The organism is Enterobacter sp. CPE_E863 (assembly GCF_046521465.1).
GTDB classification, from domain to species: domain Bacteria; phylum Pseudomonadota; class Gammaproteobacteria; order Enterobacterales; family Enterobacteriaceae; genus Enterobacter; species Enterobacter adelaidei.
Genome location: NZ_JBKFZX010000001.1, coordinates 4391821 through 4416817, shown reverse-complemented (window position 1 = coordinate 4416817; position 24997 = coordinate 4391821). Strand labels below are relative to the sequence as shown.

Annotated in this window: 20 protein-coding genes; 10 read left to right on the top strand and 10 right to left on the bottom strand. The window is 54.8% G+C overall.

What is annotated here, in order from left to right:
• Nucleotides 1-9: 9 nt before the first annotated feature.
• The 5 genes from hslU to priA form a co-directional block, all read right to left on the bottom strand.
• Nucleotides 10-1344: an HslU--HslV peptidase ATPase subunit gene (gene hslU / locus ACLHV8_RS21690; RefSeq protein ID WP_049004905.1), complete on the bottom strand. Its 1335-nt coding sequence runs from the start codon at nucleotides 1342-1344 to the stop codon at nucleotides 10-12.
• Between the two features lie 9 nt (nucleotides 1345-1353).
• Nucleotides 1354-1884: an ATP-dependent protease subunit HslV gene (gene hslV / locus ACLHV8_RS21685; RefSeq protein ID WP_014172194.1), complete on the bottom strand. Its 531-nt coding sequence runs from the start codon at nucleotides 1882-1884 to the stop codon at nucleotides 1354-1356.
• Between the two features lie 94 nt (nucleotides 1885-1978).
• A complete protein-coding gene (gene ftsN, locus ACLHV8_RS21680; RefSeq protein WP_028018111.1) occupies nucleotides 1979-2980 on the bottom strand; it encodes a cell division protein FtsN in 1002 nt (333 codons plus the stop codon).
• 93 nt (nucleotides 2981-3073) lie between these two features.
• Nucleotides 3074-4099 (bottom strand): DNA-binding transcriptional regulator CytR, encoded by a 1026-nt coding sequence (cytR, locus tag ACLHV8_RS21675; RefSeq protein ID WP_028018110.1) that lies wholly within the window; start codon nucleotides 4097-4099, stop codon nucleotides 3074-3076.
• 119 nt (nucleotides 4100-4218) lie between these two features.
• Nucleotides 4219-6414 (bottom strand): primosomal protein N', encoded by a 2196-nt coding sequence (gene priA / locus ACLHV8_RS21670; protein ID WP_049004902.1) that lies wholly within the window; start codon nucleotides 6412-6414, stop codon nucleotides 4219-4221.
• A gap of 200 nt (nucleotides 6415-6614) precedes the next feature.
• On the opposite strand from priA, the gene rpmE reads away from it, so the two are divergent.
• On the top strand, nucleotides 6615-6827 hold the full coding sequence (rpmE, locus tag ACLHV8_RS21665) for a 50S ribosomal protein L31 (RefSeq protein ID WP_003862040.1): 213 nt from the start codon (nucleotides 6615-6617) through the stop codon (nucleotides 6825-6827).
• 48 nt (nucleotides 6828-6875) lie between these two features.
• On the opposite strand, the gene metJ is transcribed toward rpmE, so the two are convergent.
• Nucleotides 6876-7193, bottom strand: a complete 318-nt coding sequence (gene metJ / locus ACLHV8_RS21660; RefSeq protein ID WP_003862042.1) for a met regulon transcriptional regulator MetJ — start codon at nucleotides 7191-7193, stop codon at nucleotides 6876-6878.
• Nucleotides 7194-7469: 276 nt separating this feature from the next.
• Here metJ and metB point away from each other — a divergent pair, with 276 nt between their 5' ends.
• The 4 genes from metB (at nucleotide 7470) to katG (ending at nucleotide 14538) form a co-directional block, all read left to right on the top strand.
• Nucleotides 7470-8630, top strand: a complete 1161-nt coding sequence (gene metB, locus ACLHV8_RS21655) for a cystathionine gamma-synthase (protein ID WP_049004901.1) — start codon at nucleotides 7470-7472, stop codon at nucleotides 8628-8630.
• Nucleotides 8631-8632: 2 nt separating this feature from the next.
• Nucleotides 8633-11065, top strand: coding sequence for a bifunctional aspartate kinase/homoserine dehydrogenase II (locus ACLHV8_RS21650; RefSeq protein WP_028018107.1), 2433 nt, complete (start codon nucleotides 8633-8635; stop codon nucleotides 11063-11065).
• A gap of 203 nt (nucleotides 11066-11268) precedes the next feature.
• On the top strand, nucleotides 11269-12159 hold the full coding sequence (metF, locus tag ACLHV8_RS21645; protein WP_028018106.1) for a methylenetetrahydrofolate reductase: 891 nt from the start codon (nucleotides 11269-11271) through the stop codon (nucleotides 12157-12159).
• A gap of 207 nt (nucleotides 12160-12366) precedes the next feature.
• Nucleotides 12367-14538, top strand: coding sequence for a catalase/peroxidase HPI (gene katG, locus ACLHV8_RS21640; RefSeq protein ID WP_028018105.1), 2172 nt, complete (start codon nucleotides 12367-12369; stop codon nucleotides 14536-14538).
• Between the two features lie 49 nt (nucleotides 14539-14587).
• On the opposite strand, the gene ACLHV8_RS21635 is transcribed toward katG, so the two are convergent.
• Genes ACLHV8_RS21635 through ptsP form a run of 3 tightly spaced genes read right to left on the bottom strand, consistent with a single transcriptional unit; the run spans nucleotide 14588 to nucleotide 18882 of the window.
• Complete coding sequence (locus ACLHV8_RS21635) at nucleotides 14588-15691, bottom strand: glycerol dehydrogenase (protein ID WP_208594698.1); 1104 nt, start codon at nucleotides 15689-15691, stop codon at nucleotides 14588-14590.
• 12 nt (nucleotides 15692-15703) lie between these two features.
• On the bottom strand, nucleotides 15704-16366 hold the full coding sequence (gene fsa, locus ACLHV8_RS21630) for a fructose-6-phosphate aldolase (RefSeq protein ID WP_208594697.1): 663 nt from the start codon (nucleotides 16364-16366) through the stop codon (nucleotides 15704-15706).
• A 14-nt stretch (nucleotides 16367-16380) separates the two neighbouring features.
• Nucleotides 16381-18882: a phosphoenolpyruvate--protein phosphotransferase gene (gene ptsP / locus ACLHV8_RS21625; RefSeq protein WP_208594696.1), complete on the bottom strand. Its 2502-nt coding sequence runs from the start codon at nucleotides 18880-18882 to the stop codon at nucleotides 16381-16383.
• 306 nt (nucleotides 18883-19188) lie between these two features.
• On the opposite strand from ptsP, the gene ACLHV8_RS21620 reads away from it, so the two are divergent.
• Genes ACLHV8_RS21620 through ACLHV8_RS21600 form a run of 5 tightly spaced genes read left to right on the top strand, consistent with a single transcriptional unit; the run spans nucleotide 19189 to nucleotide 24150 of the window.
• Nucleotides 19189-20268, top strand: a complete 1080-nt coding sequence (locus ACLHV8_RS21620) for a PTS fructose transporter subunit EIIC (protein ID WP_134708681.1) — start codon at nucleotides 19189-19191, stop codon at nucleotides 20266-20268.
• A gap of 14 nt (nucleotides 20269-20282) precedes the next feature.
• Entirely contained in the window at nucleotides 20283-20603 is a 321-nt protein-coding gene (locus ACLHV8_RS21615) for a PTS fructose-like transporter subunit IIB (protein ID WP_028018100.1), read from the top strand.
• 52 nt (nucleotides 20604-20655) lie between these two features.
• Nucleotides 20656-22950 carry a formate C-acetyltransferase gene (locus tag ACLHV8_RS21610; protein ID WP_208594695.1) on the top strand — a complete coding sequence of 765 codons (2295 nt, stop codon included), beginning with the start codon at nucleotides 20656-20658 and terminating at the stop codon, nucleotides 22948-22950.
• A complete protein-coding gene (locus ACLHV8_RS21605; RefSeq protein WP_028018098.1) occupies nucleotides 22916-23791 on the top strand; it encodes a [formate-C-acetyltransferase]-activating enzyme in 876 nt (291 codons plus the stop codon). The genes ACLHV8_RS21610 and ACLHV8_RS21605 overlap by 35 nt, the downstream gene beginning before the upstream one ends.
• Before the next feature lie 2 nt (nucleotides 23792-23793).
• On the top strand, nucleotides 23794-24150 hold the full coding sequence (locus ACLHV8_RS21600) for a PTS fructose-like transporter subunit IIB (protein WP_028018097.1): 357 nt from the start codon (nucleotides 23794-23796) through the stop codon (nucleotides 24148-24150).
• On the opposite strand, the gene ACLHV8_RS21595 is transcribed toward ACLHV8_RS21600, so the two are convergent.
• The gene (locus ACLHV8_RS21595; protein ID WP_028018096.1) at nucleotides 24137-24985 is read right to left on the bottom strand and encodes a helix-turn-helix transcriptional regulator; all 849 of its coding nucleotides are present in this window, start codon (nucleotides 24983-24985) and stop codon (nucleotides 24137-24139) included. The two genes, ACLHV8_RS21600 and ACLHV8_RS21595, sit on opposite strands and share 14 nt — an antisense overlap.
• Nucleotides 24986-24997: the final 12 nt, after the last annotated feature.

The window sequence follows — 24997 nt, the reverse complement described above, 5'->3', positions numbered from 1 at the left end:
TAACCGCGATTATAGGATAAAACGGCTCAGATCTTCATCTGCCACTAACGCATCCAGATGTTTACTCACATATTCTGCGTCAATGGTAATGGTTTGACCGTTAAGGTCGCTCGCATCATAAGAGATATCTTCCACCAGGCGTTCCAGCACAGTATGGAGACGACGCGCACCGATGTTCTCGGTGGTTTCGTTCACCTGCCATGCGGCCTGGGCGATACGTTTGATACCGTCCTGGGTGAACTCGAGGTTCACACCTTCGGTCGCCATCAGCGCTTTGTACTGTACGGTAGCAGAGGCATTTGGCTCGGTCAGGATACGTTCGAAATCTTCAGTGGTCAGCGCCTGCAACTCAACGCGGATTGGCAGACGACCCTGCAATTCCGGGATCAGGTCAGACGGGCTGGCAACCTGGAATGCACCGGAGGCGATAAACAGAATGTGGTCTGTTTTTACCATGCCGTGCTTAGTGGAAACGGTGCAGCCTTCAACCAGCGGCAGCAGGTCGCGCTGAACGCCTTCACGGGACACATCCGGGCCGGAGCTGTTGCCGCCACGTTTACAGATTTTATCGATTTCGTCGATAAACACGATACCGTGCTGCTCAACCGCTTCGATAGCATCCTGTTTCAGCTCTTCCGGGTTCACCAGTTTTGCCGCTTCTTCTTCGATAAGCAGCTTCATCGCGTCCTTGATTTTCAGCTTACGCGCTTTCTGCTTCTGGCCGCCCAGGTTCTGGAACATGGACTGCAGCTGGCTGGTCATCTCCTCCATACCTGGAGGTGCCATGATTTCCACGCCCATCGGTGCGGCCGCGAGATCGATCTCAATCTCTTTATCATCCAGCTGGCCTTCACGCAGTTTTTTGCGGAACGCCTGACGTGCGGCTGAAGGTTCAGACTGTTGTTCAGCCTGGCCCCAGTTGTTTTTTGCCGGTGGGATCAGCACGTCGAGAATGCGCTCTTCGGCCATCTCTTCCGCGCGGTAGCGGTTTTTCTCAATCGCCTGAACGCGCACCATTTTGATAGCAGAATCGGTCAGATCGCGGATGATAGAATCCACTTCTTTACCGACATAACCTACTTCGGTGAACTTGGTGGCTTCAACTTTGATGAACGGTGCGTTAGCCAGCTTCGCCAGACGACGGGCGATCTCGGTTTTACCGACGCCGGTTGGGCCGATCATCAGAATGTTTTTCGGCGTCACTTCATGGCGCAGCTCTTCGTCAAGCTGCATACGACGCCAGCGGTTACGCAGGGCGATCGCCACGGAGCGCTTGGCGTTATCCTGGCCGATAATATGTTTGTTCAGTTCGCTAACAATTTCGCGTGGGGTCATTTCAGACATGGGAGATCCTTACGCTTTAGACGGTAATTCTTCGATGGTGTGGTTGTGGTTGGTATAAATGCAGATATCACCTGCAATATCCAACGCCTTCACCGCGATATCTCGCGCGTTCATGTCGGTATTTTCCAACAGCGCGCGGGCTGCAGCCTGGGCATAAGGGCCGCCAGAGCCGATGGCAATCAGGTCGTTTTCCGGCTGAATGACGTCACCGTTACCGGTGATAATCAGCGACGCGGTTTCGTCGGCTACGGCCAGCAGCGCTTCGAGCTTGCGCAGCATGCGGTCGGTACGCCAGTCTTTCGCCAGCTCAACAGCGGCTTTCACCAGATGACCCTGGTGCATTTCCAGTTTGCGTTCAAAAAGTTCAAACAGCGTGAAGGCATCAGCGGTGCCGCCAGCAAAACCGGCGATCACTTTGTCGTTATAGAGACGACGTACTTTCTTCACGTTGCCTTTCATGACGGTATTACCCAGCGTGGCCTGGCCATCACCGGCGATTACCACATGGCCGTTACGGCGTACACTTACTATTGTTGTCACGAGCAGACCCCCTGGTTACAGAATCGGGAAACAGAAGCCCTGAGCCTGTGCTCAGGGCTGAATAGAATGATAGATGGGGGGGAAATTGGGGGTTTCAACCCCCGGATGCGAGTCGAATACAGTTTGTGTGACCGGCGACTTTCAAACGTGAAATGGTGCCATCAGCATTTTCTTTGCCTTTCACTGGGCCAATCACCACGCGATTCCAGCCATTGTTGGTGGTAATACGTGAATCAAACCCTTCAAAGGCCAGCTGCGCGCGCACCGTTTCCGCCTGCTCGGCACCTTTAAACGAACCGCACTGAACCATCCAGCGGCGCTCGTCTTTTTTCTCTGCCGTCTGCTTCGGTGCCTCGGTCTCTTTAGTGATAGGCGCGGCCTGCTGCGTTTTCGGCTGCTGAGCGGTGGTATGCGCTGGCGTCTGCAAGAGATCCTGATATGGCTGAGCCGTTTGCTTCTGCGGCTGAGTCTTCGGCTGTTGCTGAACCGGCTGGGACTGCACCGTACGCGTCTGCTGCTGGTAAGGCTGTTCCGTTACCCGCGGCTGTGCTTTCGGCTGCTGCACCGGCTGGGTTTGCGCCCACTGTTGTTGCTGCTGTTGCTGTTGCTGAATTTGCTGTTGCGCCTGACGTCGCTGTAACGTTTGCTGACGCTGTGCCGGAGTCTGTTCATTCCACGGGACTTCATTCAGCTGCGTGGGTTGCTGGCGCATATCAGCCTGCATTTGTGCCAACAACTGACGCTGTTCATCCGTCAGTTGATTCGCATTCTGCACTTCTCCACCTGCGGAAGGCTCGGTTGGCGCACGTACGCCAGGCTGACGGCTTTCCAGCTCTTTGATATAGCGCCAGCGTTCTTCAGGCTTCGGAGGAAGACCATTTCCGGCCACTTTACTGGCCTGAAGCGCCTCAGACTCTTCTTTTTTATGGTGCGTAATAAAGTACAGTCCACCAATAAAGGCGACGACTACAGCCGCAGCAATAGCGACCATTGCTGGCGAGACAGCAGGCAGGTTACTCTGCTTTTTCCTTGAGCTACTCTTTTTGCGTCGCGAAGGTGCCGGCTGGCCGCGACGTACATAATCTCGTTGTGCCACTATCGTTTCGCTGTATTTATTCGTTCGTCAGTCCGCCATGTTACTTAAGCGGCGGGGCTTTGACCAGATAAGGGTATCCGAAAGACGTTTACTTTAAGTCAATGCCTGGGTAGTGCCGCGAACAATCAGTTCGCAGTCCAGCAACCGCGAGCCGCTGCTAACTGTTTGACCGTGAAGCTGATCCAGCAGAAGAAGCATCGCTTCGCGGCCGATTTGATAGCGCGGCTGAGCGACCGTTGAGAGCGGCGGATCGCAAAATTCTGAAAGCGAAATATTATCGAATCCGATGATCGATAAATCTTTCGGTATGCGCAGGCCACGACGTTTGGCATACGACAATGCGCCCAGCGCCATTACATCGCTGTGACAGAATACGGCGGTGGGCGGCTCAGGCAGGTCAAGAAGTTTTTCCAGCGCCTGTCCACCCGCAGCGAAGGTGAAGTCACCACGAGCAATATAGTGCGGATTGACAGTGACGCCGGTACGGCGCAGCGCCTGAACGTAGCCCTGTAAGCGGTAGTGACACAGCGGCATCTCTTCCGGTCCGGCAATGCAGCCAATACGTTTATGCCCCAGTTCCTGGAGATAGTTGACGGCGTTGAATGCGGCGGTGAGGTTATCGATATGGACCGTCGGCAGCTCCAGCTCTGGCGCAAACTCGTTGGCCATGACCATCGGCGGTAAATTACGCTGCTCTTCAATGCTGGCATCAAACGGCAGGCGAGAGCCAAGCAGCAACATACCGTCGATCTGCTTGGTGATAATGAGGTCGATAAAGGTTTTTTCCTGCTGGTTCTGGTGCGCACAGTCGCCAATCAGTACCAGATAACCCTGTTCAGCCGCTGTCACTTCAATACCGCGGATAATCTCGCTGAAAAAGGGATCGCAGATGTCCGGCACTATCACCAGGATGGTGCGCGACTCATTGCGCTTGACGTTACGGCCCATCGCCTGTGGAAAATAGCCCACTTCCAGCGCAGCCTGCTCAACCCGGTTACGGGTCGCCTGGGAGACTTTATCCGGATTCATTAATGCGCGGGATACCGTTGCCGTAGAGACCTGTGCTTTCTGGGCAACGTCTTTCATGGTCGCCGGTGCAACCTCTTTGCTGGACTTCAACGTCTTCTCCTCGCCTGAACACCGAACTTCTGACATCACCATTTTTACAGATAGTTAATGGAATCGGTTACAGAATTTTCATAAAAAGTGTGAGGAACGTTAAATTTTTCGATCCGTCTTCAGCCTTCGATGGGATCGACGTCCAGTACCCACTTCACTTTTCGCGCTTCCGGAAGGGTGTTAATCAGTACCAGCGCGCCGCTGACGATATGCTGGAGACGAATTCTCGAAGGGTGCTGGAGCAAAATTTGCCAGCGAAAACGTCCGCCGCGCTTTGGTGCCAGTGCCGGAACCGGGCCCAAAATCCACAGCTGGTTATCCACCAGTGGACTGGCCTGCAGGAGGTTTCTCAGCTGCTGCAGGAAAAGTGGGGCCTGCTGGTTGTTATGATCTTCTGCACGAACGATCACGTGGCTGGTCCACGGCGGTAGCTGCAGGGTCTGGCGTTCTGCCAGCGCCTGTTCGGCAAAGGCGTCATAGCCTTTGTGTAGCAGGGTCTGGAGTAACGGGTGTTCAGGGTGGTGCGTTTGCAGAACCACTTCGCCCTGTTTGCCCGCGCGTCCGGCACGACCGGCGACCTGGGTATAAAGCTGGGCAAAACGTTCCGCGGAACGGAAGTCTGCTGAGAAGAGTGCGCCGTCGACATCCAGCAGGGCAACCAGCGTTACATCCGGGAAATGGTGTCCTTTCGCCAGCATCTGGGTACCAATCAAAATGCGTGCGCCGCCGCGATGCACTTCCGCCAGTTGCTGTTCCAGCGCACCTTTACGGCTGGTGGTGTCCCGGTCGATGCGGGAGAGAGGGACGTCAGGGAAGAAGGGCGCAAGAGCCTGTTCCAGCTGTTCAGTCCCCAGACCCACCGGCACAATGTGCGTTGAACCACACGATGGACACTGGCGCGGAACAGGGCGTTGACTGTCGCAGTGGTGGCAGCGCAAATGACGCTGGGCCTGATGGAAGGTGTAGTAATGATCGCAGCGCGGGCACTCGGCAATCCAGCCGCAGTCGTGGCACAGCAGAGCTGGCGCAAATCCGCGTCGGTTGAGAAACAGAATGACCTGGTTCCCGGCCTGCAAATGCTGGCGCATCCGGGTGATAAGCGCGGGTGCTAACCCCGCCTGAACTTGCTGTCCTTTCAGATCCAGTACGTGCTGAATGGCCGGGCGCGCATTTCCCGCGCGACGCGTCAGGCGTAGCATATGGTATTTACGCTGACGCACGTTGTGCAGCGTTTCGAGCGCCGGCGTGGCGGAGCCGAGAATAATAGGGATTTGCTCGCTGTGCGCGCGATAGACCGCCAGATCGCGGGCGTGATAGCGCCAGCCTTCCTGCTGTTTATAGGAGCTGTCGTGCTCTTCGTCGATCACGATAACGCCGAGATTTTTAAACGGCGTAAACAGCGACGAGCGGGTGCCGATCACAATCGCCGCTTCACCGTTTTTCGCTTTCAGCCAGGCGTTGAGGCGCTCGCTGTCGTTCAGGCCGGAGTGCAGCACCTCAACCGGCGCGTTAAAGCGCTCGCGGAATCGGGCGATGGTTTGCGGCGTCAGGCCAATTTCCGGCACCATCACCAGCGCCTGTTTGCCCTGTGCGAGCACGTTTTCCAGCACGCTCAGGTAGACTTCGGTCTTGCCGGAACCGGTAACTCCCGCCAGCAGCCAGGCAGAGAAATGATCGGAGGCGCTATGGATCGCGCCGACGGCGGTGGCCTGCTCGGTATTCAGACGCAGTCTGTCACCTGATACGGAAAAATTTGTTCGCCAGTCGTAAAGTGCAGGCGCTTCGCTGCCCAGTTCACTCAGCCCTTTCTTTCTCAGGGCCTGTAGCGCCGTTTCGCTGACCTCAAGTTCGTCGACCTGATGACGCCAGATTTTCCCCTGGCGCAGCGCCGCCAGCGCCTGCTGCTGTTTCTGCGAGCGTTTGAGGCTGTTGATGTCGACAGCCTGACCTTCTTCAGTGGCAAACCAGTACCACATCGGCGCATGGCTGGCGCTCTTACCCTGACGCAGCATAATGGGCAGGGCGTGGAACAGGACGTCGCCGATGGGATGGTGGTAGTAATCCGCCGCCCACAGCAGAAGTCGCCAGGTGCTGCTGGAGTAAACCGGCTCACTGTCCAGCACCTCAACAACCGATTTCAGTTCATTAAGCGGTAACTCGCTCTTATCGCTGACCGAAACCACAATCCCCACGCGCTGCTGCTTGCCAAAGGGCACGGTCACGCGACAGCCCGCTTTGGCGCTCATGCTGTCAGGCAGCAGATAGTCAAAGGTGCGGGAAAGCGGAACGGGCAGGGCAACGTGAGCGACGGGCATCTAATCTTCCTGACTTGAAAAGTGGCGCGTTAGTATACACTTTAGTAAAAGCGGCGTGCGGATCAGTTTGCATACGTTGGTCAAATTCTGTATGATTCGCCGCCTTTGGTGTACTTTACGCCAAAGAACTTACAATCAACATCGCGTGGTGTCTGGCGTTAGGGCTGGAAGAGCGACGCGGCCTTAACTGAGGTTCTCCCATGAAAAAAGATATTCACCCGAAATACGAAATGATTACTGCAAACTGTTCTTGCGGTAACTCTATCCAGATCCGCTCTACCGTGGGTCACGATCTGAACCTGGACGTGTGCGGCAAATGCCACCCGTTCTACACTGGTAAGCAGCGTGATGTTGCAACCGGTGGCCGTGTTGACCGCTTCAACAAGCGTTTCAGCATCCCGGGCGCTAAATAAGTTTCCCGAAAAAAAGGCACCGCAAGGTGCCTTTTTTGTATCCGCTTTTCAGTATTCCCACGTCTCCGGGTCAATACCCAGTTCACGCATGATCACCTTCGCCTCTTCCGGGATTTCGTCGCTACGCTCTTTGCGCAGATCGTCATCGTTCGGCAACGGTTGACCGGTAAACGCATGCAGAAACGCTTCGCACAACAGTTCGCTGTTGGTTGCGTGGCGCAGGTTGTTCACCTGACGACGCGTACGTTCATCGGTGAGGATCTTCAACACCTTCAGAGGAATGGAAACCGTAATTTTCTTTACTTGCTCACTCTTCTTACCGTGCTCAGCGTATGGGCTGATATATTCGCCGCTCCATTCAGCCATGAGATACCTTTAATCCTCTCAGTCATTTATCTAAGGGTGCAAAACCTGTAACTCTGGGTTTTGAACCGTAATCTTGCCTAGTTTACCGTAGAGACGATACCGTGGCACGGATATTGCCGCTGCAGCGTGCACTAAAGCATATAATTTTAACGGCTATTTGCGCATTGCTCAATCTATACGCAAAGAAGTTTAGATGTCCAGATGTATTGACGTCCATACATTCAATGTTTACTCTGGTGCCTGACTTTTCACCTCATTCGCCAGGAAGCCTTCACCATGACGCGTAAACAGGCCACTATTGCAGTGCGTAGCGGATTAAATGATGACGAGCAGTACGGCTGCGTTGTCCCGCCAATTCATCTTTCCAGTACCTATAATTTCACCGGATTTAATGAACCCCGCGCGCATGATTACTCGCGTCGTGGCAACCCTACGCGTGATGTGACCCAGCGCGCGCTGGCTGAGCTGGAAGGTGGCGCAGGTGCAGTATTAACCAATACCGGTATGTCCGCCATTCACCTGGTGACAACGGTGTTCCTGAAACCGGGTGATCTGCTGGTTGCGCCGCACGACTGCTACGGCGGCAGCTATCGTCTGTTTGATAGTCTGGCAAAGCGCGGCTGTTATCGCGTGCTGTTTGTCGATCAAAACGACGAACAGGCGCTGAAACAGGCGCTGGCAGAGAAACCGAAGCTGGTACTGGTGGAAAGTCCAAGCAACCCATTGTTGCGCGTTGTCGACATTGCGAAAATTTGTCAGCTCGCAAGGGATGCGGGAGCGATAAGTGTAGTGGATAATACGTTCCTCAGTCCGGCCCTTCAGAACCCATTAGCATTGGGTGCTGATCTGGTATTGCATTCATGCACTAAATATCTGAACGGCCATTCTGACGTGGTCGCGGGCGTGGTGATTGCCAAAGATCCTGAAGTTGTCACGGAACTGGCATGGTGGGCGAATAACATTGGCGTCACTGCCGGGGCCTTCGACAGCTACTTGCTGTTACGTGGCATTCGTACGCTGTCGCCGCGCATGGAAGTGGCGCAGCGCAATGCTCAGGCGATTGTCGATTTCCTGAAAACGCAGCCGCTGGTGAAGAAGCTCTATCACCCGTCGCTGCCGGAAAACCAGGGGCACGAGATCGCCGCGCGCCAGCAGAAGGGATTTGGCGCGATGTTAAGTTTTGAACTGGACGGTGACGAGCAAACGCTGCGTCGCTTCCTGAGCGGGCTGTCATTGTTTACGCTGGCGGAATCCTTAGGTGGGGTTGAAAGCTTAATCTCCCACGCCGCGACCATGACGCACGCAGGTATGGCACCCGAAGCACGTGCCGCCGCCGGGATTTCCGAGACGCTGCTGCGAATCTCAACCGGTATTGAAGATTCTGAAGATTTAATTGCCGATCTGGAAAATGGCTTCCGGGTCGCAGCCAAGGGGTAATCATGAGTGTGATAGCGCAGGCAGGGGCGAAGGGTCGTCAGCTGCACAAGTTTGGTGGTAGTAGTCTTGCTGATGTGAAATGTTATCTGCGTGTCGCAGGGATCATGACAGAGTATTCGCAGCCGGGGGACATGATGGTTGTCTCTGCGGCGGGCAGCACCACCAACCAGTTGATTAGCTGGCTGAAATTGAGCCAGACCGATCGCCTTTCTGCGCATCAGGTGCAACAGTCCTTACGTCGTTATCAGAGCGAGCTGATTGCCGGCCTGCTGCCTGCAGACGTAGCGGACGGGTTGATCAGTGCCTTCACCCATGACCTTGAGCGTCTGGCTGCCCTGCTGGACAGCGGCATTACCGAAGCGGTGTATGCCGAAGTGGTCGGCCACGGGGAAGTGTGGTCTGCGCGTCTGATGGCTGCCGTATTGCAACATCTTGGTGTTGAAGCCGCCTGGCTCGACGCGCGCGATTTCCTGCGCGCTGAGCGTGCTGCACAGCCGCAGGTCGACGAAGGATTGTCTTACCCGTTACTGCAACAGCTGCTGGTGCAACATCCAGGTAAACGCATTGTCGTCACCGGCTTTATCAGCCGCAGCAACGCGGGCGAAACGGTGCTGCTGGGGCGTAACGGCTCCGACTACTCTGCAACGCAAATCGGTGCTCTGGCGGGCGTGTCCCGCGTCACCATCTGGAGTGACGTGGCTGGTGTTTACAGCGCCGACCCGCGCAAAGTGAAAGATGCCTGTTTACTGCCGCTGCTGCGTCTCGACGAAGCCAGCGAACTGGCACGTCTGGCGGCACCGGTACTGCACGCGCGCACGCTGCAGCCAGTCTCCGGCAGCGATATTGACTTGCAGCTGCGCTGCAGTTACACCCCGGATCAGGGCTCCACGCGCATTGAGCGCGTGCTGGCTTCCGGTACCGGGGCGCGTATTGTTACCAGCCACGACGACATCTGTCTGATTGAGTTCCAGGTTCCGGCAGGACAGGATTTCAAACTGGCACATAAGGACATCGACCTGGTGTTAAAGCGTGCTCAGGTACGTCCGCTGGCCGTTGGCGTGCATAACGACCGCCAGCTGCTGCAGTTCTGCTATACCGCAGAAGTGGCGGACAGCGCGCTGAAAATTCTGGATGAAGCGGGCCTGCCGGGCGAGCTTCGCCTGCGTCAGGGGCTGGCGCTGGTGGCGATGGTGGGCGCGGGCGTCACCCGTAACCCGCTGCACTGCCACCGTTTCTGGCAGCAACTGAAGGGACAGCCGGTTGAGTTCACCTGGCAGTCGGAAGAGGGCATCAGCCTGGTCGCCGTGCTGCGTAAAGGGCCTACCGAGAGCCTGATTCAGGGTCTGCATACCTCTCTGTTCCGCGCGGAAAAACGCATTGGCCTGGTGCTGTTCGGTAAAGGCAACATCGGTTCCCGCTGGCTGGAGCTGTTTGCCCGCGAACAGGTCACTCTCTCTGCACGTACCGGGTTTGAATTTATTCTCGCTGGCGTGGTGGATAGCCGCCGCAGCCTGCTGAACTACGAAGGGCTGGACGCCAGCCGTGCGCTTGCCTTCTTTAATGATGAAGCCGTCGAGCAGGATGAAGAGTCGCTGTTCCTGTGGATGCGTGCGCACCCGTATGACGATCTGGTAGTGCTGGATGTCACCGCCAGCGAACAACTGGCCGATCAGTATCTTGATTTCGCCAGCCATGGGTTCCACGTCATTAGCGCCAATAAGCTGGCGGGGGCAAGCAGCACCGATAAATACCGTCAGATCCACGACGCGTTTGAAAAAACAGGTCGTCACTGGCTCTATAACGCCACCGTGGGCGCGGGCCTGCCGGTTAACCACACCGTGCGTGATCTGATTGAAAGCGGCGACAGTATTCTGGCGCTGAGCGGTATCTTCTCCGGCACGCTCTCCTGGTTGTTCCTGCAGTTTGACGGCACCGTACCGTTCACCGACCTGGTGGATCAGGCGTGGCAGCAGGGCTTAACCGAGCCCGATCCGCGCGTTGACCTCTCCGGTAAAGACGTAATGCGTAAGCTGGTGATCCTCGCGCGTGAAGCCGGTTACGACATCGAACCGGATTCCGTGCGCGTCGAATCACTGGTGACTGCTGGCTGTGAAGAAGGTTCTATAGACCATTTCTTTGAAAATGGTGAAGAGCTTAACGAGCAGATGGTACAGCGTCTGGAAGCGGCGAACGAGATGGGGCTGGTACTGCGCTATGTGGCGCGTTTTGAGGCCAACGGAAAAGCGCGTGTGGGTGTTGAGGCGGTGCGTCCTGAACATCCGCTGGCAGCACTTTTGCCGTGCGATAACGTCTTCGCGATCGAAAGCCGCTGGTATCGTGATAACCCACTGGTGATCCGCGGTCCGGGGGCGGGGCGCGATGTGACCGCCGGCGCGATCCAGTCCGACATCAACCGCCTGGCTAAGTTACTGTAACGCCTGAATTTCCCTCTCTCTCCGGGAGAGGGAATTACCCTCATCATGAATTTTCCTCATATTCCCTGAGCAAACCTCACCGTTATTGTTGATTATTTCTGTTGACGTCCCCCCGCTTTTCCGTCATTTTTACATCTGGACGTCTAAACGTATAGAAGTTCACAAAACAACACACAACGACACGCGATTGATAGAGGTACGGTATGAGCTTTTTTCACGCCAACCAGCGGGAAGCCCTGAATCAGAGCCTGGCCGAAGTAAACGGCCAGATTAACGTCTCTTTTGAATTTTTCCCGCCGCGCACCAGTGAAATGGAGCAAACTCTGTGGAGCTCTATCGATCGCCTGAGCAGCCTGAAACCGAAGTTTGTCTCCGTAACCTACGGTGCAAACTCCGGCGAGCGTGACCGTACGCACAGCATCATTAAAGGCATTAAAGATCGCACCGGTCTGGAAGCGGCCCCGCACCTTACCTGTATTGACGCAACCCGTGATGAACTGCGTGCTATCGCCCAGGATTACTGGAACAACGGCATTCGTCATATTGTTGCCCTGCGCGGTGACCTGCCGCCGGGTAGCGGTAAGCCGGAAATGTATGCTGCCGACCTGGTCGCGCTGCTGAAAGACGTGGCCGATTTTGATATCTCCGTTGCCGCTTATCCTGAAGTTCACCCGGAAGCGAAAAGCGCCCAGGCCGATCTGCTTAACCTGAAGCGTAAAGTGGAAGCCGGTGCAAACCGCGCGATTACCCAGTTCTTCTTTGATGTGGAAAGCTACCTGCGCTTCCGTGACCGTTGTGTTTCCGCAGGCATCGACGTTGAAATCATCCCAGGTATTCTGCCGGTCTCTAACTTCAAACAGGCGAAGAAATTTGCTGACATGACGAATGTGCGCATTCCGCTTTGGATGTCTAAAATGTACGAAGGGCTGGACGATGACCCGGAAACACGCAAGCTGGTGGGCGCAAATATCGCGATGGACATGGTGAAGATTTTAAGTCGTGAAGGGGTGAAGGATTTCCACTTCTACACGCTGAACCGTGCGGAGATGAGTTACGCCATATGCCACACGCTCGGTGTTAGACCAGGCGTGTAACAAAAAAGCCCTCTTCGGAGGGTTTTTTGATTTATAAGGGTTTTATTTTCCTGTCATATCGGCAATTCTGCCAAAGACGTAAAAAAGTCACAAATTTTCAAAGTGTAATTAAACGGAATTAACTATCGAATCTGTGGGTTATCCCAACTGTACCTTATCAATAAGGGCGTATATCGTAACGGTAACACTGTAAAAGGGAGCATAGCGATGAGCACGTCAGACGATACCAATAAAGTCGGCAAATGCCCGTTCCATCAGGGCGGTCACGATCAGAGCGCGGGGGCAGGTACCAGCAGCCGTGACTGGTGGCCAAAACAACTCCGTGTCGACCTTCTTAACCAACATTCCAACCGTTCGAACCCTCTGGGTGAAGACTTCGACTACCGCAAAGAATTCAGCAAACTTGATTACTCTGCGCTTAAAGGCGACCTCAAAGCACTTTTAACCGACTCTCAACCGTGGTGGCCAGCCGACTGGGGCAGCTATGCAGGTCTGTTTATTCGTATGGCCTGGCACGGTGCAGGCACCTATCGCTCCGTTGATGGGCGCGGTGGTGCAGGACGCGGTCAACAGCGCTTTGCGCCGCTGAACTCCTGGCCTGATAACGTCAGCCTGGATAAAGCACGCCGCCTGCTGTGGCCAATTAAGCAAAAATACGGGCAAAAAATCTCCTGGGCTGACCTGTTTATCCTCGCGGGTAACGTGGCGCTGGAAAACTCGGGTTTCCGCACCTTTGGTTTTGGTGCCGGGCGTGAAGACGTCTGGGAACCGGATATGGACGTTAACTGGGGCGACGAAACGACCTGGCTGAAGCACCGCGATCCGGAAGAGCTGGCGAAGCGTCCACTCGGCGCAACCGAAATGGGCCTGATTTACGTTAACCCGGAAGGGCCAAATGCCAGCGGCGAACCGCTGTCAGCGGCAGCGGCGATTCGCGCCACCTTTGGTAACATGGGTATGGATGACGAAGAGACCGTCGCGTTGATTGCAGGGGGGCATACTCTCGGTAAAACCCACGGTGCAGGAGAAGCGACCCATGTAGGTGCTGATCCGGAAGCCGCACCGATTGAGGCGCAGGGTCTTGGCTGGCATAGCACGCACGGCTCTGGCGTTGGCGAAGATGCTATCACCTCTGGTCTGGAAGTCATCTGGTCACAAACCCCGACCCAGTGGAGCAACTATTTCTTCGAGAACCTGTTCAAATATGAGTGGGTGCAGACACGTAGCCCGGCCGGTGCCATTCAGTTTGAAGCCGTAAATGCGCCGGACATTATGCCTGATCCGTTCGACCCGTCGAAAAAACGCAAACCAACCATGCTGGTCACCGACCTGACGCTGCGTTTTGACCCGGAATTCGAAAAAATTTCCCGTCGTTTCCTGAACGATCCGCAGGCTTTCAACGAAGCTTTCGCACGTGCATGGTTCAAACTGACCCACCGTGATATGGGGCCAAAAGCGCGGTACATTGGTCCGGAAGTGCCGAAAGAAGATCTGATTTGGCAGGATCCGCTGCCACAGGCGGTGTTCAACCCTTCGAAGGAAGATATTGAAAGTCTGAAAGCGGAAATTGCGGCATCGGGTCTCTCCGTAAGCGAGCTGGTTTCTGTTGCCTGGGCGTCTGCTTCAACCTTCCGCGGCGGCGATAAGCGTGGCGGTGCCAATGGCGCACGTCTGGCGCTGGCGCCTCAGCGTGACTGGGATGTGAACGCCGCAGCGGTTCGTGCACTTCCTGCTCTGGAAGCTATTCAGCGCACCACTAACAAAGCTTCCCTGGCAGATATTATCGTGCTGGCGGGCGTAGTAGGCGTGGAGCAAGCCGCGAAAGCGGCAGGCGTATATGTCACTGTACCGTTCACACCAGGCCGTGTGGATGCACGTCAGGATCAGACGGATATCGAGATGTTTAACCTGCTCGAACCGATTGCTGATGGCTTCCGCAACTATCGTGCCCAGGTTAATGCCTCGACCACGGAATCACTCCTGATTGATAAGGCCCAACAGCTGACGCTGACCGCGCCTGAACTGACGGTGCTGGTGGGTGGCTTGCGTGCATTGGGTGCTAACTTCGATGGCAGCAAGAATGGCGTGTTCACCGACCGCGAGGGCGTGCTGAGTAATGACTTCTTCGTCAATCTGCTGGATATGAATACCCAATGGAAAGCGACCGATGAGTCAAACGAACTGTTTGCCGGTAGCGACCGCGCCAGCGGTGAAGTGAAATATACCGCGACCCGAGCCGATCTGGTCTTCGGCTCTAATGCCGTCCTGCGCGCGCTGGCAGAAGTTTATGCCAGCAGCGATGCCAGCGAGAAGTTTGTCCGTGACTTCGTTGCAGCATGGGCGAAAGTGATGGATTTGGATCGTTTCGACCTGCAGTAAATAAAAATCCCCGCTTCGGCGGGGATTTTTAACACCATGTGGGCTGCGACTATTCCCACTCCTGTAAGAACCGCTGTCCGTACTGATCGGCAACCAACAGTGCCGCGTAAACCTGGTCCGGCGACACGCCGCCCGGCATGTTATGAATGGTTTCGCCTTCCGCGCAGGAGGCTTCCGCAATCAGACGCATTTTAGCCGGGATATCCTCTTTGATGTTCAGCTGTGCCAGCGTGATGGGCAAACCAACGCTGTGACAAAGCGCCGCGACGGTCTCTATTTCTTCTACCGGGGCGTTTTCCAGTACCAGCTGCGTCAGCGTACCGAATGCGACTTTTTCACCATGATAGAAGTGATGTGCGTCCGGCACTGCCGTCATGCCGTTGTGAATGGCGTGTGCTGCAGCAAGCCCGCCGCTTTCAAAACCGACGCCGCTGAGATACGTATTGGCTTCAATGATGCGTTCCAGCGCCGGTGTTACGACGTGCTGTTCCGCCGCCAGCATCGCTTTTTCACCCTCTTCAATCAGCGTGTTGTAGCACAGCTCGGCGAGCGCTAACGCAGCCTGCGTACATTTGCCTCCTGCCATGGTGGTTGCGCCACTGCGGGAACAGGCTCGTGCTTCAAACCAGGTGGCCAGTGCATCGCCAATCCCCGCAGCCAGCAGACGTGGTGGTGCTCCTGCAACCACATTGGTGTCGACGATAACCATGTTCGGGTTGTGCGGTAGCATCAGGTAGCGATCGAACTCGCCGTTGTCGGTATAAATCACGGAAAGCGCGCTGCACGGCGCATCAGTGGAGGCTATAGTCGGGGCAATGGCGACCGGCACGTCCATAAAGTGAGCCAGCGCTTTGGCAGTATCCAGCGTTTTTCCGCCGCCGATACCCAGTACCGCCATACAGTCAGCACTGTCTGCCAGTTTTTTCAGTCGATCGATTTCATTTTGCGAACATTCGCCACCAAACGGTGCGATTTCAGCATGCAGTTCTGCGTTTTTGAAACTCTGCCGTAAAGTCTCTTCAGCAAAGCCCAGTACAAATTTATCGCCGACTACCAGCCAGCGCTGTGCTAGTGGCTTCAGATAGTCGCCGAGACGGGTAAGCACATTAGCGCCCTGGATGTATTTCCCCGGCGATTGAATGATACGGTCCATAACAGTTCTCCCTTAGAGGTTGAGGTTACCAAACGCGTTTTTCCAGTCTTGCTCGAACTTCTCTATGGCTGACTCTACCGCCGGGGTGCCGAGCATTTGTTGCGCTACATCTAAAGGAAGCGTGATTGCTTCACAGCCGGCAAGCAGGCAGTCCAGCGCCTGTCGCGGAGTTTTAAAGCTGGCGGCAAGTACCTTGCTCTCTGGCGCATGCATTTCAAGCAGGGATTGCAGTTCTTGCACCATACGAATACCGTCACCGCCTTGAGCGTCGACGCGGTTGACATACGGGGCCACATACTTTGCTCCTGCCAGTGCGGCGAGTAACCCCTGTGCTGCGCTGTATACGGCGGTACCCAGCGTGGTAATGCCCTCTTTTTTCAGAACCTGAATCGCGATAAGCCCCTGAGCTGTCACCGGAATTTTGACCACAATGTCCGGTATGACATTACTCAGGCGTTTAGCCTCCGCCACCATGCCCTCTGCATCGCGGCTCATGGTTTGGGCAAACAGCGTGCCGTCCGGCCCGATGGCCTTTTGCAGGCGCGGCAGCACGTCCCAGATGGATTCACGGCTGGCAGCGATAATGCTTGGGTTAGTGGTCACGCCCGCAATGGAAAAAATGCGTGCAAGGCGTTCGACTTCCGCCACGTTGGCGGTATCCAGATACAGTTCCATCACTCTTCCTCGTATTAAAGTTCTAATTCGTGTTGCAGCAGAGAAGCAATAGCCTCCCCGGAGCTGGCGTTCACCAGCGCGTTGCGGAAATCTTCATGCATGATGCGACGTGCCAGGCGTGAGAAAATTCGCATGTGCTGGTCGCCTGCGGCGTGTTTGTTCAGCGTCAGCATGATGATGAATTGCGCTTCCTCATCTCCCCACATGACGGGGGCTTTCAGGCGTGCAACGCTGATGGTGGATTGCTCAATGTGCTCCGATTTGCTGTGTGGGATGGCAAAACTAAAACCCAGCCCGGTAGAAAATACGGCTTCGCGCGCCCACAGATCGGCTTCCAGCTTGCGCGGATAGCGGCAACGCCCAGCGAGCAAAAGGTTATCGGTCATGCCTTTCATGACCTCTTCTTTGCTGTTCCAGTCGTTATCCAGAGAAATGCAGCGTGGCGTCACCAGCGGCGTATCCTGCTGATTCATGCGGAACTGGGCGAGCAGGTGTTCCACTTCAAGCGAGGTGCGACACGCCATGGCCTGGTTCAACAACTGGCGGCAGGCGCGGCTATCAAGCTGGGCCAGGCGCGCTTTGGTCGCCGGGATAGCAGGCGACCCCATACTGAGCTCGTCCAGGCCCAAACCTACCAGCAATGGCAACACAGAACCTTTTGCACCCAGCTCACCGCACAGGCCAATCCATTTTCCCTGGCGATGGACGGCCTGTACCGCGTAATCCAGAGCGCGCAGGAAAGCCGGGTTCAGGCTGTTGTAATGGCGCGTGACTTTGGCATTGTCGCGGTCGACGGCCAGGAGATACTGCGTCAGGTCATTGCTGCCGATACTAAAGAAATCAATTTCTTCACAGCATTGATCGATGATGAACATCACCGAGGGCACTTCCAGCATGATGCCGAGCGGGATTTTTTCATCAAATGGAATATGTTCAGTACGAAGCTGCTGCTTCGCTTCGGCAAGCTTCTCTTTAACCCACAGGATCTCTTCCATGGAGGAGATCATCGGGATCATGATCTTCAGGTTGCCGTGAGCAGAGGCGCGCAGGATCGCCCGAAGCTGGGTGGTGAAAAGCGTTGCATACTCTTCGTAGATACGTACTGCGCGGTAGCCGAGGAAGGGGTTGTTTTCTGCCGGTATGTTCAGGTACTCCACCGGTTTATCGCCTCCGATATCCATAGTACGCACGATAATGCTGCGCTCATTTGCACTTTCAAGGGCCTGGCAGAAAATGTTGTACAGCTCGTTTTCACCGGGGGCGCTGGTGCGATCCATATACAGCATTTCGGTGCGGAACAGGCCAACGCCTTCGGCACCGTTACCAAATGCCGCCACGGCTTCCACTGCATGAGCGATGTTCGCGGCAATCTCAATGCGCAGGCCATCTGATGTTCTGGCTTCCCGATCAAGCCAGATGCGTTGCTGCTCGCGGATCGCCTGTTGTACTCGTGCTTCCTGCTGATAGTAGCGCACCACCGCATCACTGGCATTGACCACAACCGCGCCCGCATTGCCATCTACGAAGACAGGCTGGTTGCGCCATTGAAGAAGACCTTCGCTATCGACGCCGACCAGCGTGGGAATATTGAAGGAGCGCGCAAGAATAACGGTGTGCGAAGTGGTTCCGCCGCTCTTTAACAGCAGCCCTTTGAGTAATGTTTTATCCAGTTCCAGGAACTGACCGGGAGTGAGGTCGTCTGCAAGGCAGACGGTCGGCTGCGTCAACTGGCCTGGCACCGGGAAGCGTTGTTCTCCATAAATGTGTTGTAAAAGTTGATAGCAGACATCGCGCACATCCAGTACCCGCTCCTGCAGGTAGCTGCTACTGGAACGAGAAAACGCATCGCAGAAATGGTTTGCAGTAGCGATTGTTGCTTGCGCGCAGCTCAGTCCCTGGCTCACGCCTGCAAGAAGATGCTGGCGCAGTGAGGTATCCGTCGCCAGCGATCGATGCGCATCGAGAATGGCGCTGGCGGTACTCTCGCTGTCCATCGCACGCAACTCAATGTTTTTCACCAGCAGGGTGAGACCGTTATTCAGCGCAGACTGCTCTTCTTCAACATTTTTCGCATCGGGTAAATCAGTCAGTGCATTGAGATCCAACGAGGTCAGTAAGGTCAGAATACCCTGGGCGCTACCGCTGCAAACAGGCATGGCGCGGAACAGCGTTGGGTTAAGGCGCGTGAGGGATTCTGGTAATGGATCAAGCTCGGTAGTGATGGTTTCTGCGAGTGGTGAATCACAGTGCGGGAACTCTTCCCGGATCCAGTGTTCCAGTTGTTGATGGGCGTTTTGCTCATCTTCCCCTTGAATCACCAGGCGACATGCATCACCTGCCAGCGTATCGGTACCAATAAGAGCCAGTGCGCTTCTGGCATCGGCCTTACGGCCAGTGCGCAGGTTGTGCCATTCGATTTGTGAGCTAAACGTATTGCACAGCGTTTCCACATGACTTGCCGGACGCGCGTGAACCCCGTTGGGTAATTCACAGGTAAATTCCACTACCAGAGCCATACACACACTCCTCAAACCAATCATCATTAATTGGGGAACAGCATACGAGTGCGGTGATGACGCGCGCCATGTGACAAATCTGCCAAAAACTGGACAAATGTAATATCACTCGAAAAGTGAGATTTGACTCACAGGTTGTGATGGTTTGTCTTACGCTTCCGTCTGTGCGAAATGTCGAGGCGGATCGCATTTTCATTTCAACATTACAAAAATCCAGTAAATGGCCTTTTTGTCTCCTGTCCGCCGACTATCTGATTGCCTATTGTTTGCCACAACACCTTTAGGGTTTTAGGCCAGGAGCGACATATGAAAGAGTTGGTGCATATTCTCAAGAACACGCGGCAGCATCTGATGACAGGTGTGTCGCACATGATTCCGTTCGTGGTTGCAGGCGGAATTTTGCTGGCGGTTTCAGTCATGTTGTACGGCAAAGGCGCGGTACCGGATGCAGCAACCGATCCCAACCTGAAAAAACTGTTCGATATCGGCGTGGCCGGGTTAACGCTGATGGTCCCTTTCCTCGCCGCCTATATTGGCTATTCCATTGCCGAACGTGCCGCGCTTGCACCTTGCGCCATTGCGGCCTGGGTTGGTAACAGCTTCGGTGCGGGTTTCTTCGGCGCCATTATTGCCGGGATACTCGGTGGGATAGTTGTCTGGTATCTGAAGAAACTGCCGGTTCCGAAAGTGCTGCGCTCAGTCATGCCTATCTTCATCATCCCTATCATCGGCACTTTTCTTACCGCGGGCATCATGATGTGGGGCCTGGGTGAGCCTGTCGGGGCGTTGACCACGGGGTTAACTCAGTGGCTGCAAGGAATGCAGCAGGGCAGCATCGTTGTGCTGGCCGTCATCATGGGGCTGATGCTGGCCTTCGATATGGGGGGGCCAATTAACAAAGTGGCCTATGCCTTTATGTTGATTTGTGTTGCCCAGGGCGTCTACACCGTTGTGGCAATCGCAGCGGTGGGTATCTGTGTGCCTCCGCTGGGGTTAGGCCTGGCGACGCTCATTAATCGCAAGAATTTTACTGGTGAAGAGCGTGAAGCGGGTAAAGCGGCACTGGTGATGGGCTGCGTGGGGGTCACCGAAGGGGCGATTCCATTTGCTGCAGCCGATCCTCTGCGCGTGATCCCTTCCATCATGTTGGGCTCCGCGTGCGGTGCAGTGACGGCTGCCGTGATGGGCGCACAATGTTATGCCGGATGGGGTGGGCTTATCGTTCTCCCTGTGGTGGAGGGCAAAATGGGCTACATCGCGGCAGTAGCCGTGGGTGCGGTGGTTACCGCCATCAGCGTTAACGTGCTGAAAAGTATTGCCCGCAAGAATGCAAAACAGGTCGAAGAAAAAGAGGACGACCTGGATCTGGATTTCGAAATTAACTGAATGAGGAAGAGAACATGGCCCGAATTATCGCAGTAACGGCATGCCCGTCAGGCGTTGCGCATACCTATATGGCGGCCGAAGCACTGGAAAGTGCCGCTAAAGCCAAAGGCTGGGAAGTGAAAGTTGAAACGCAGGGGTCGATAGGTCTTGAGAACGAACTGACGGCTGAGGATATCGCCGCAGCGGATATGGTGATCCTGACTAAAGATATCGGCATTAAATTCGAAGAGCGTTTTAGCGGGAAAACCATCGTGCGCGTCAACATTAGCGACGCGGTAAAGCGTGCTGACGCCATCATGAACAAAATTGATGCCCACCTGACACAAACCGCCTGATGCTCTCCCGCCCTTCGGGGCGGGCTCGTTTTTCCGTTACAGGAGTTACCTCATGACGAATCGTACCCAGCGTCTGAAAGACGCACTCTTTGCTAACCCGCGCGAAATCTCACTTGAGCGTGCTTTGCTCTATACCGCCAGTTATCAGCAGACGGAAGGCGAGCCGGTTATGCTCAGGCGCGCGAAAGCCACGGCGTACATTCTCGACCATGTGAATATCGCGATTCGTGATGAGGAACTGATTGCCGGAAACCGCACCGTTAAACCGCGCGCAGGAATTATGTCCCCTGAGATGGACCCGTACTGGCTGCTTAAGGAGTTGGATCAGTTTGCCACACGACCCCAGGATCGCTTCGACATTAGCGACGAGGATAAGCGGATCTACCGTGAAGTGCTGTATCCCTGGTGGGAAAAACGGTCGATGAAAGATTTCATCAACAGCCAGATGACGGATGAAGTGAAAGCCGCCGTGGGGACACAGATTTTTAGCGTCAATCAGACGGATAAAGGGCAGGGGCATATCATCATTGATTACCCACGCCTGCTGAATAATGGTCTGGGTGCGCTGGTAGAGGAAATGCGTGAACACTGCACCCGCGATACGGAGAACACCTTCTATGCCGCGGCGCTGATTCTGCTTGAAGCCTCGCAGCGCCACATTCTGCGCTATGCAGTGCTGGCTGAAGACGTCGCTGCCATCAGCCATGGCTCTCGACGCGAGGAATTACTCAAGATTGCGGAAAACTCTCGTCATAACGCTCAGCATAAACCGCAAACGTTCTGGCAGGCGTGTCAGCTATTCTGGTACATGAACGTTATTTTACAGTACGAATCTAACGCCAGCTCGCTCTCCATCGGGCGCTTTGATCAGTATATGTTGCCGTTTTATCAGGCTTCGCTCTCGCAAGGTGACGATCCTTCGTTTCTGAAAGAACTTCTGGAATCATTGTGGGTGAAGTGCAATGACGTGGTGTTATTACGTTCGACCAGCAGCGCACGTTATTTTGCCGGATTTCCGACGGGATATACTGCACTGCTGGGCGGCCTGACGGAGAGTGGTCGCAGTGCGGTGAATGTGCTTTCCTTCCTGTGCCTGGATGCCTACCAGAGCGTTCAGCTTCCGCAGCCCAACCTTGGCGTGCGAGTGAACGAACTTATTGATCGACCTTTCCTGCTCAAAACTGCAGAGACGATCCGCCTGGGAACCGGTATTCCGCAGATATTTAACGATGAAGTGGTGGTGCCAGCTTTTCTGAATCGTGGTGTGTCACTTGAAGATGCGCGTGATTACGCCGTTGTCGGCTGCGTTGAACTGTCCATTCCGGGTAAAACCTACGGTCTTCACGATATCGCGATGTTTAACCTGCTGAAAGTCATGGAAATTGCGATGCAGGAGAACGAAGGCAATGCGGATCTCAGTTATGAAGAGTTGCTGAGACATATTCGCGCCAAAATTAATCACTACATTGCGCTGATGGTCGAGGGGAGCAATATCTGCGATATCGGCCACCGCGACTGGGCGCCCGTTCCGCTTCTCTCTTCGTTTATCAGTGATTGCCTGGTTACGGGGAGAGATATTACCGACGGCGGTGCACGCTATAACTTCTCTGGCGTGCAGGGGATAGGGATAGCGAATTTGAGTGACTCATTGCATGCTCTGAAAGGGCTGGTTTTTGAACAGCAACGCTTAAGTTTTGATGAGCTATTAGCCGTGTTAAAAGCCAATTTTGCCACCCCTGAAGGCGAGAAAGTGCGTGCAAGGCTGATCAACCGCTTCGAAAAATACGGCAATGATATTGATGATGTCGACAATATCAGCGCTGAATTGCTGCGCCATTACTGTAAAGAGGTCGAAAAATACCGCAACCCGCGTGGTGGGCAATTTACCCCCGGTTCATATACCGTGTCGGCACACGTACCGCTGGGCGCAGTCGTGGGTGCCACACCGGATGGTCGCCTGGCAGGTGAGCAGCTGGCAGACGGTGGGCTCTCTCCTATGCTCGGGCAAGATATGCAGGGCCCGACGGCGGTACTGAAATCGGTGAGTAAGCTGGATAACTATTTATTATCTAACGGTACACTTCTGAACGTTAAATTCACGCCTGCGACGCTGGAAGGCGATGCCGGGCTGCAAAAGCTGGCGGATTTTCTGCGCGCGTTCACCCAGCTTAAACTGCAACATATCCAGTTCAACGTCGTTAACGCGGACACGCTACGCGAAGCACAGCAGCGCCCACAGGATTTTGCCGGGTTGGTCGTCCGGGTTGCCGGATACAGCACCTTCTTTGTTGAGTTATCGAAGGAGATCCAGGATGACATTATCCGTCGCACAGCACATCAGCTGTGACGAGGTTGAAACGCGCGCCAATGCGGCGCGTATTTTCAACATTCAGCGCTATTCGTTGAATGATGGGCGTGGCATTCGTACGGTAGTGTTTTTTAAAGGTTGTCCTCACCGCTGCCCCTGGTGTGCTAATCCTGAGTCGATCTCACCGAAAATCGAGACAGTGCGCCGCGTGAGCAAATGTTTGCACTGTAGCCCCTGTCTGCGGGATGCTAATGAGTGCCCTTCTGGCGCGTTCGAGCATATTGGAAGAGACGTTACGCTCGATGTGCTCGAACGTGAGGTAATGAAAGACGATGTGTTCTTCCGTTCTTCGGGTGGTGGCGTCACCCTCTCCGGAGGGGAAGTGTTGATGCAGGCACCTTTTGCGACACTGCTTTTGCAGAGGCTGCGTCGATATGGCGTGCATACAGCCATCGAAACGGCAGGAGATGCGCCTTTATCTCGCTTACTGCCACTGGCGCACCAGTGTGATGAAGTGCTGTTTGATTTGAAAATAATGGATACGGAGCTGGCGCGTTCAGTGGTAGCAATGAATCTGCCCAGAGTGCTCGATAATTTTATGCAACTGGTGGCAGACGGAGTAAATGTGATCCCTCGCGTGCCGCTTATTCCGGGTTTTACGCTCAATGAAACGAACATGGCTCGCGTGCTGGCGTTTCTGTTACCTTCTGGAATACGGCAACTGCATTTACTGCCGTTCCATCAGTACGGGGAACCAAAGTATCGTCTCCTTGGTCAGGAGTGGGGGATGCGGCAAGTGGTTCCGCCAACAGAAAGTGAGGTTGCGGCGATGCGTCAAATGGCTGAGCGCGAAGGTTTCCATGTCACCGTAGGAGGTTAAGTATGGCAGTGATAACGGAACGTCACCTGGTGGCGGTGACCGCTTGTGTCAGTGGCGTTGCACATACCTATATGGCAGCCGAAAGGCTTGAAAAACTCTGCCTGCATGAGAAGTGGAGCGTTCACATTGAGACGCAGGGAGCTCTGGGCGTTGAAAACGAGCTCACAGATGACGATATTCGTCGCGCCGATGTTGTTCTACTGATCGCGGATATCGAACTGGCTGGCAGTGAACGCTTCGAACATACCCGCTACGTGAAGTGCGGGATTAACGCCTTTTTACGTGACCCGCAAAGGGTGATGGGAGCGGTGCGTAAAATGTTTTCCGCACCGCAGCATACTCAGCTCATTCTGGACTAGCCACTTTCCCTGTTAGCTGGCTGTGATACTGGCGACGGTATTCTGACGGGGATCGCTCTGTGTTTTTACGGAACAACCGGCAGAAATAGTTACTGTCAACAAACCCGCAGGCATGTGCCACCTCTTTCACTTTTAAATCATACCCTTTCAGCAACTGACGCGCGTGTTCCAGCCGGGTATGCGTCAGGTATTCATTGAAACCCACTGCACCTGTTTTCTGGAAGAGATGCGACAGATAGTTGGGGGAGATGTAAAACGCCTGCGCCACGGATTCACGGGTTAGCGGCGCGGCGTAGTGCTCGTCAATATAGACCCGAATCGCTTCAAACAGAGCCTGACTACGCGAGGCGGTTTGGATCTGGCTGCCCAGCAGGTCGACGCAGTGGCTAAGCAGGCTGGCGATAATCAGCCGTGCGGTTTGCTGCTCATGCGGCTGCATCTGCATTTCATGGAGCGTTTGCAGCAGGAATGAGCCAATACGAGGACCTCTGCGGGCAACATGCCGTTTTGCCAGGTTACGGACCTCAACGCCATCCCAGTGCAGGAGGCTAAACCCAAGTTGTTGTTTGCCAAACAGAATGCTCAACGTCGTCGCGGGCTTTTGCCATTGCGGATCATTCCAGCCGCCAGCAGGAACGTATAAAACATCACCCTGCTGTAAAACGGAAGCAGCCAGGTCTTTCACCGAACCTTCGAGCACGATCTCCAGACGAGGAAAATCGACCTGCAAGGCAAGTGCGGGAACGGAGGATGTTGAGTTTGCAAAATGCACCTGACGTAGAGGCAACGTGCCGTTTATCAGGTCAGTCAGGATGTGGGTGATATCGTGGTGCATGATGTGAATACC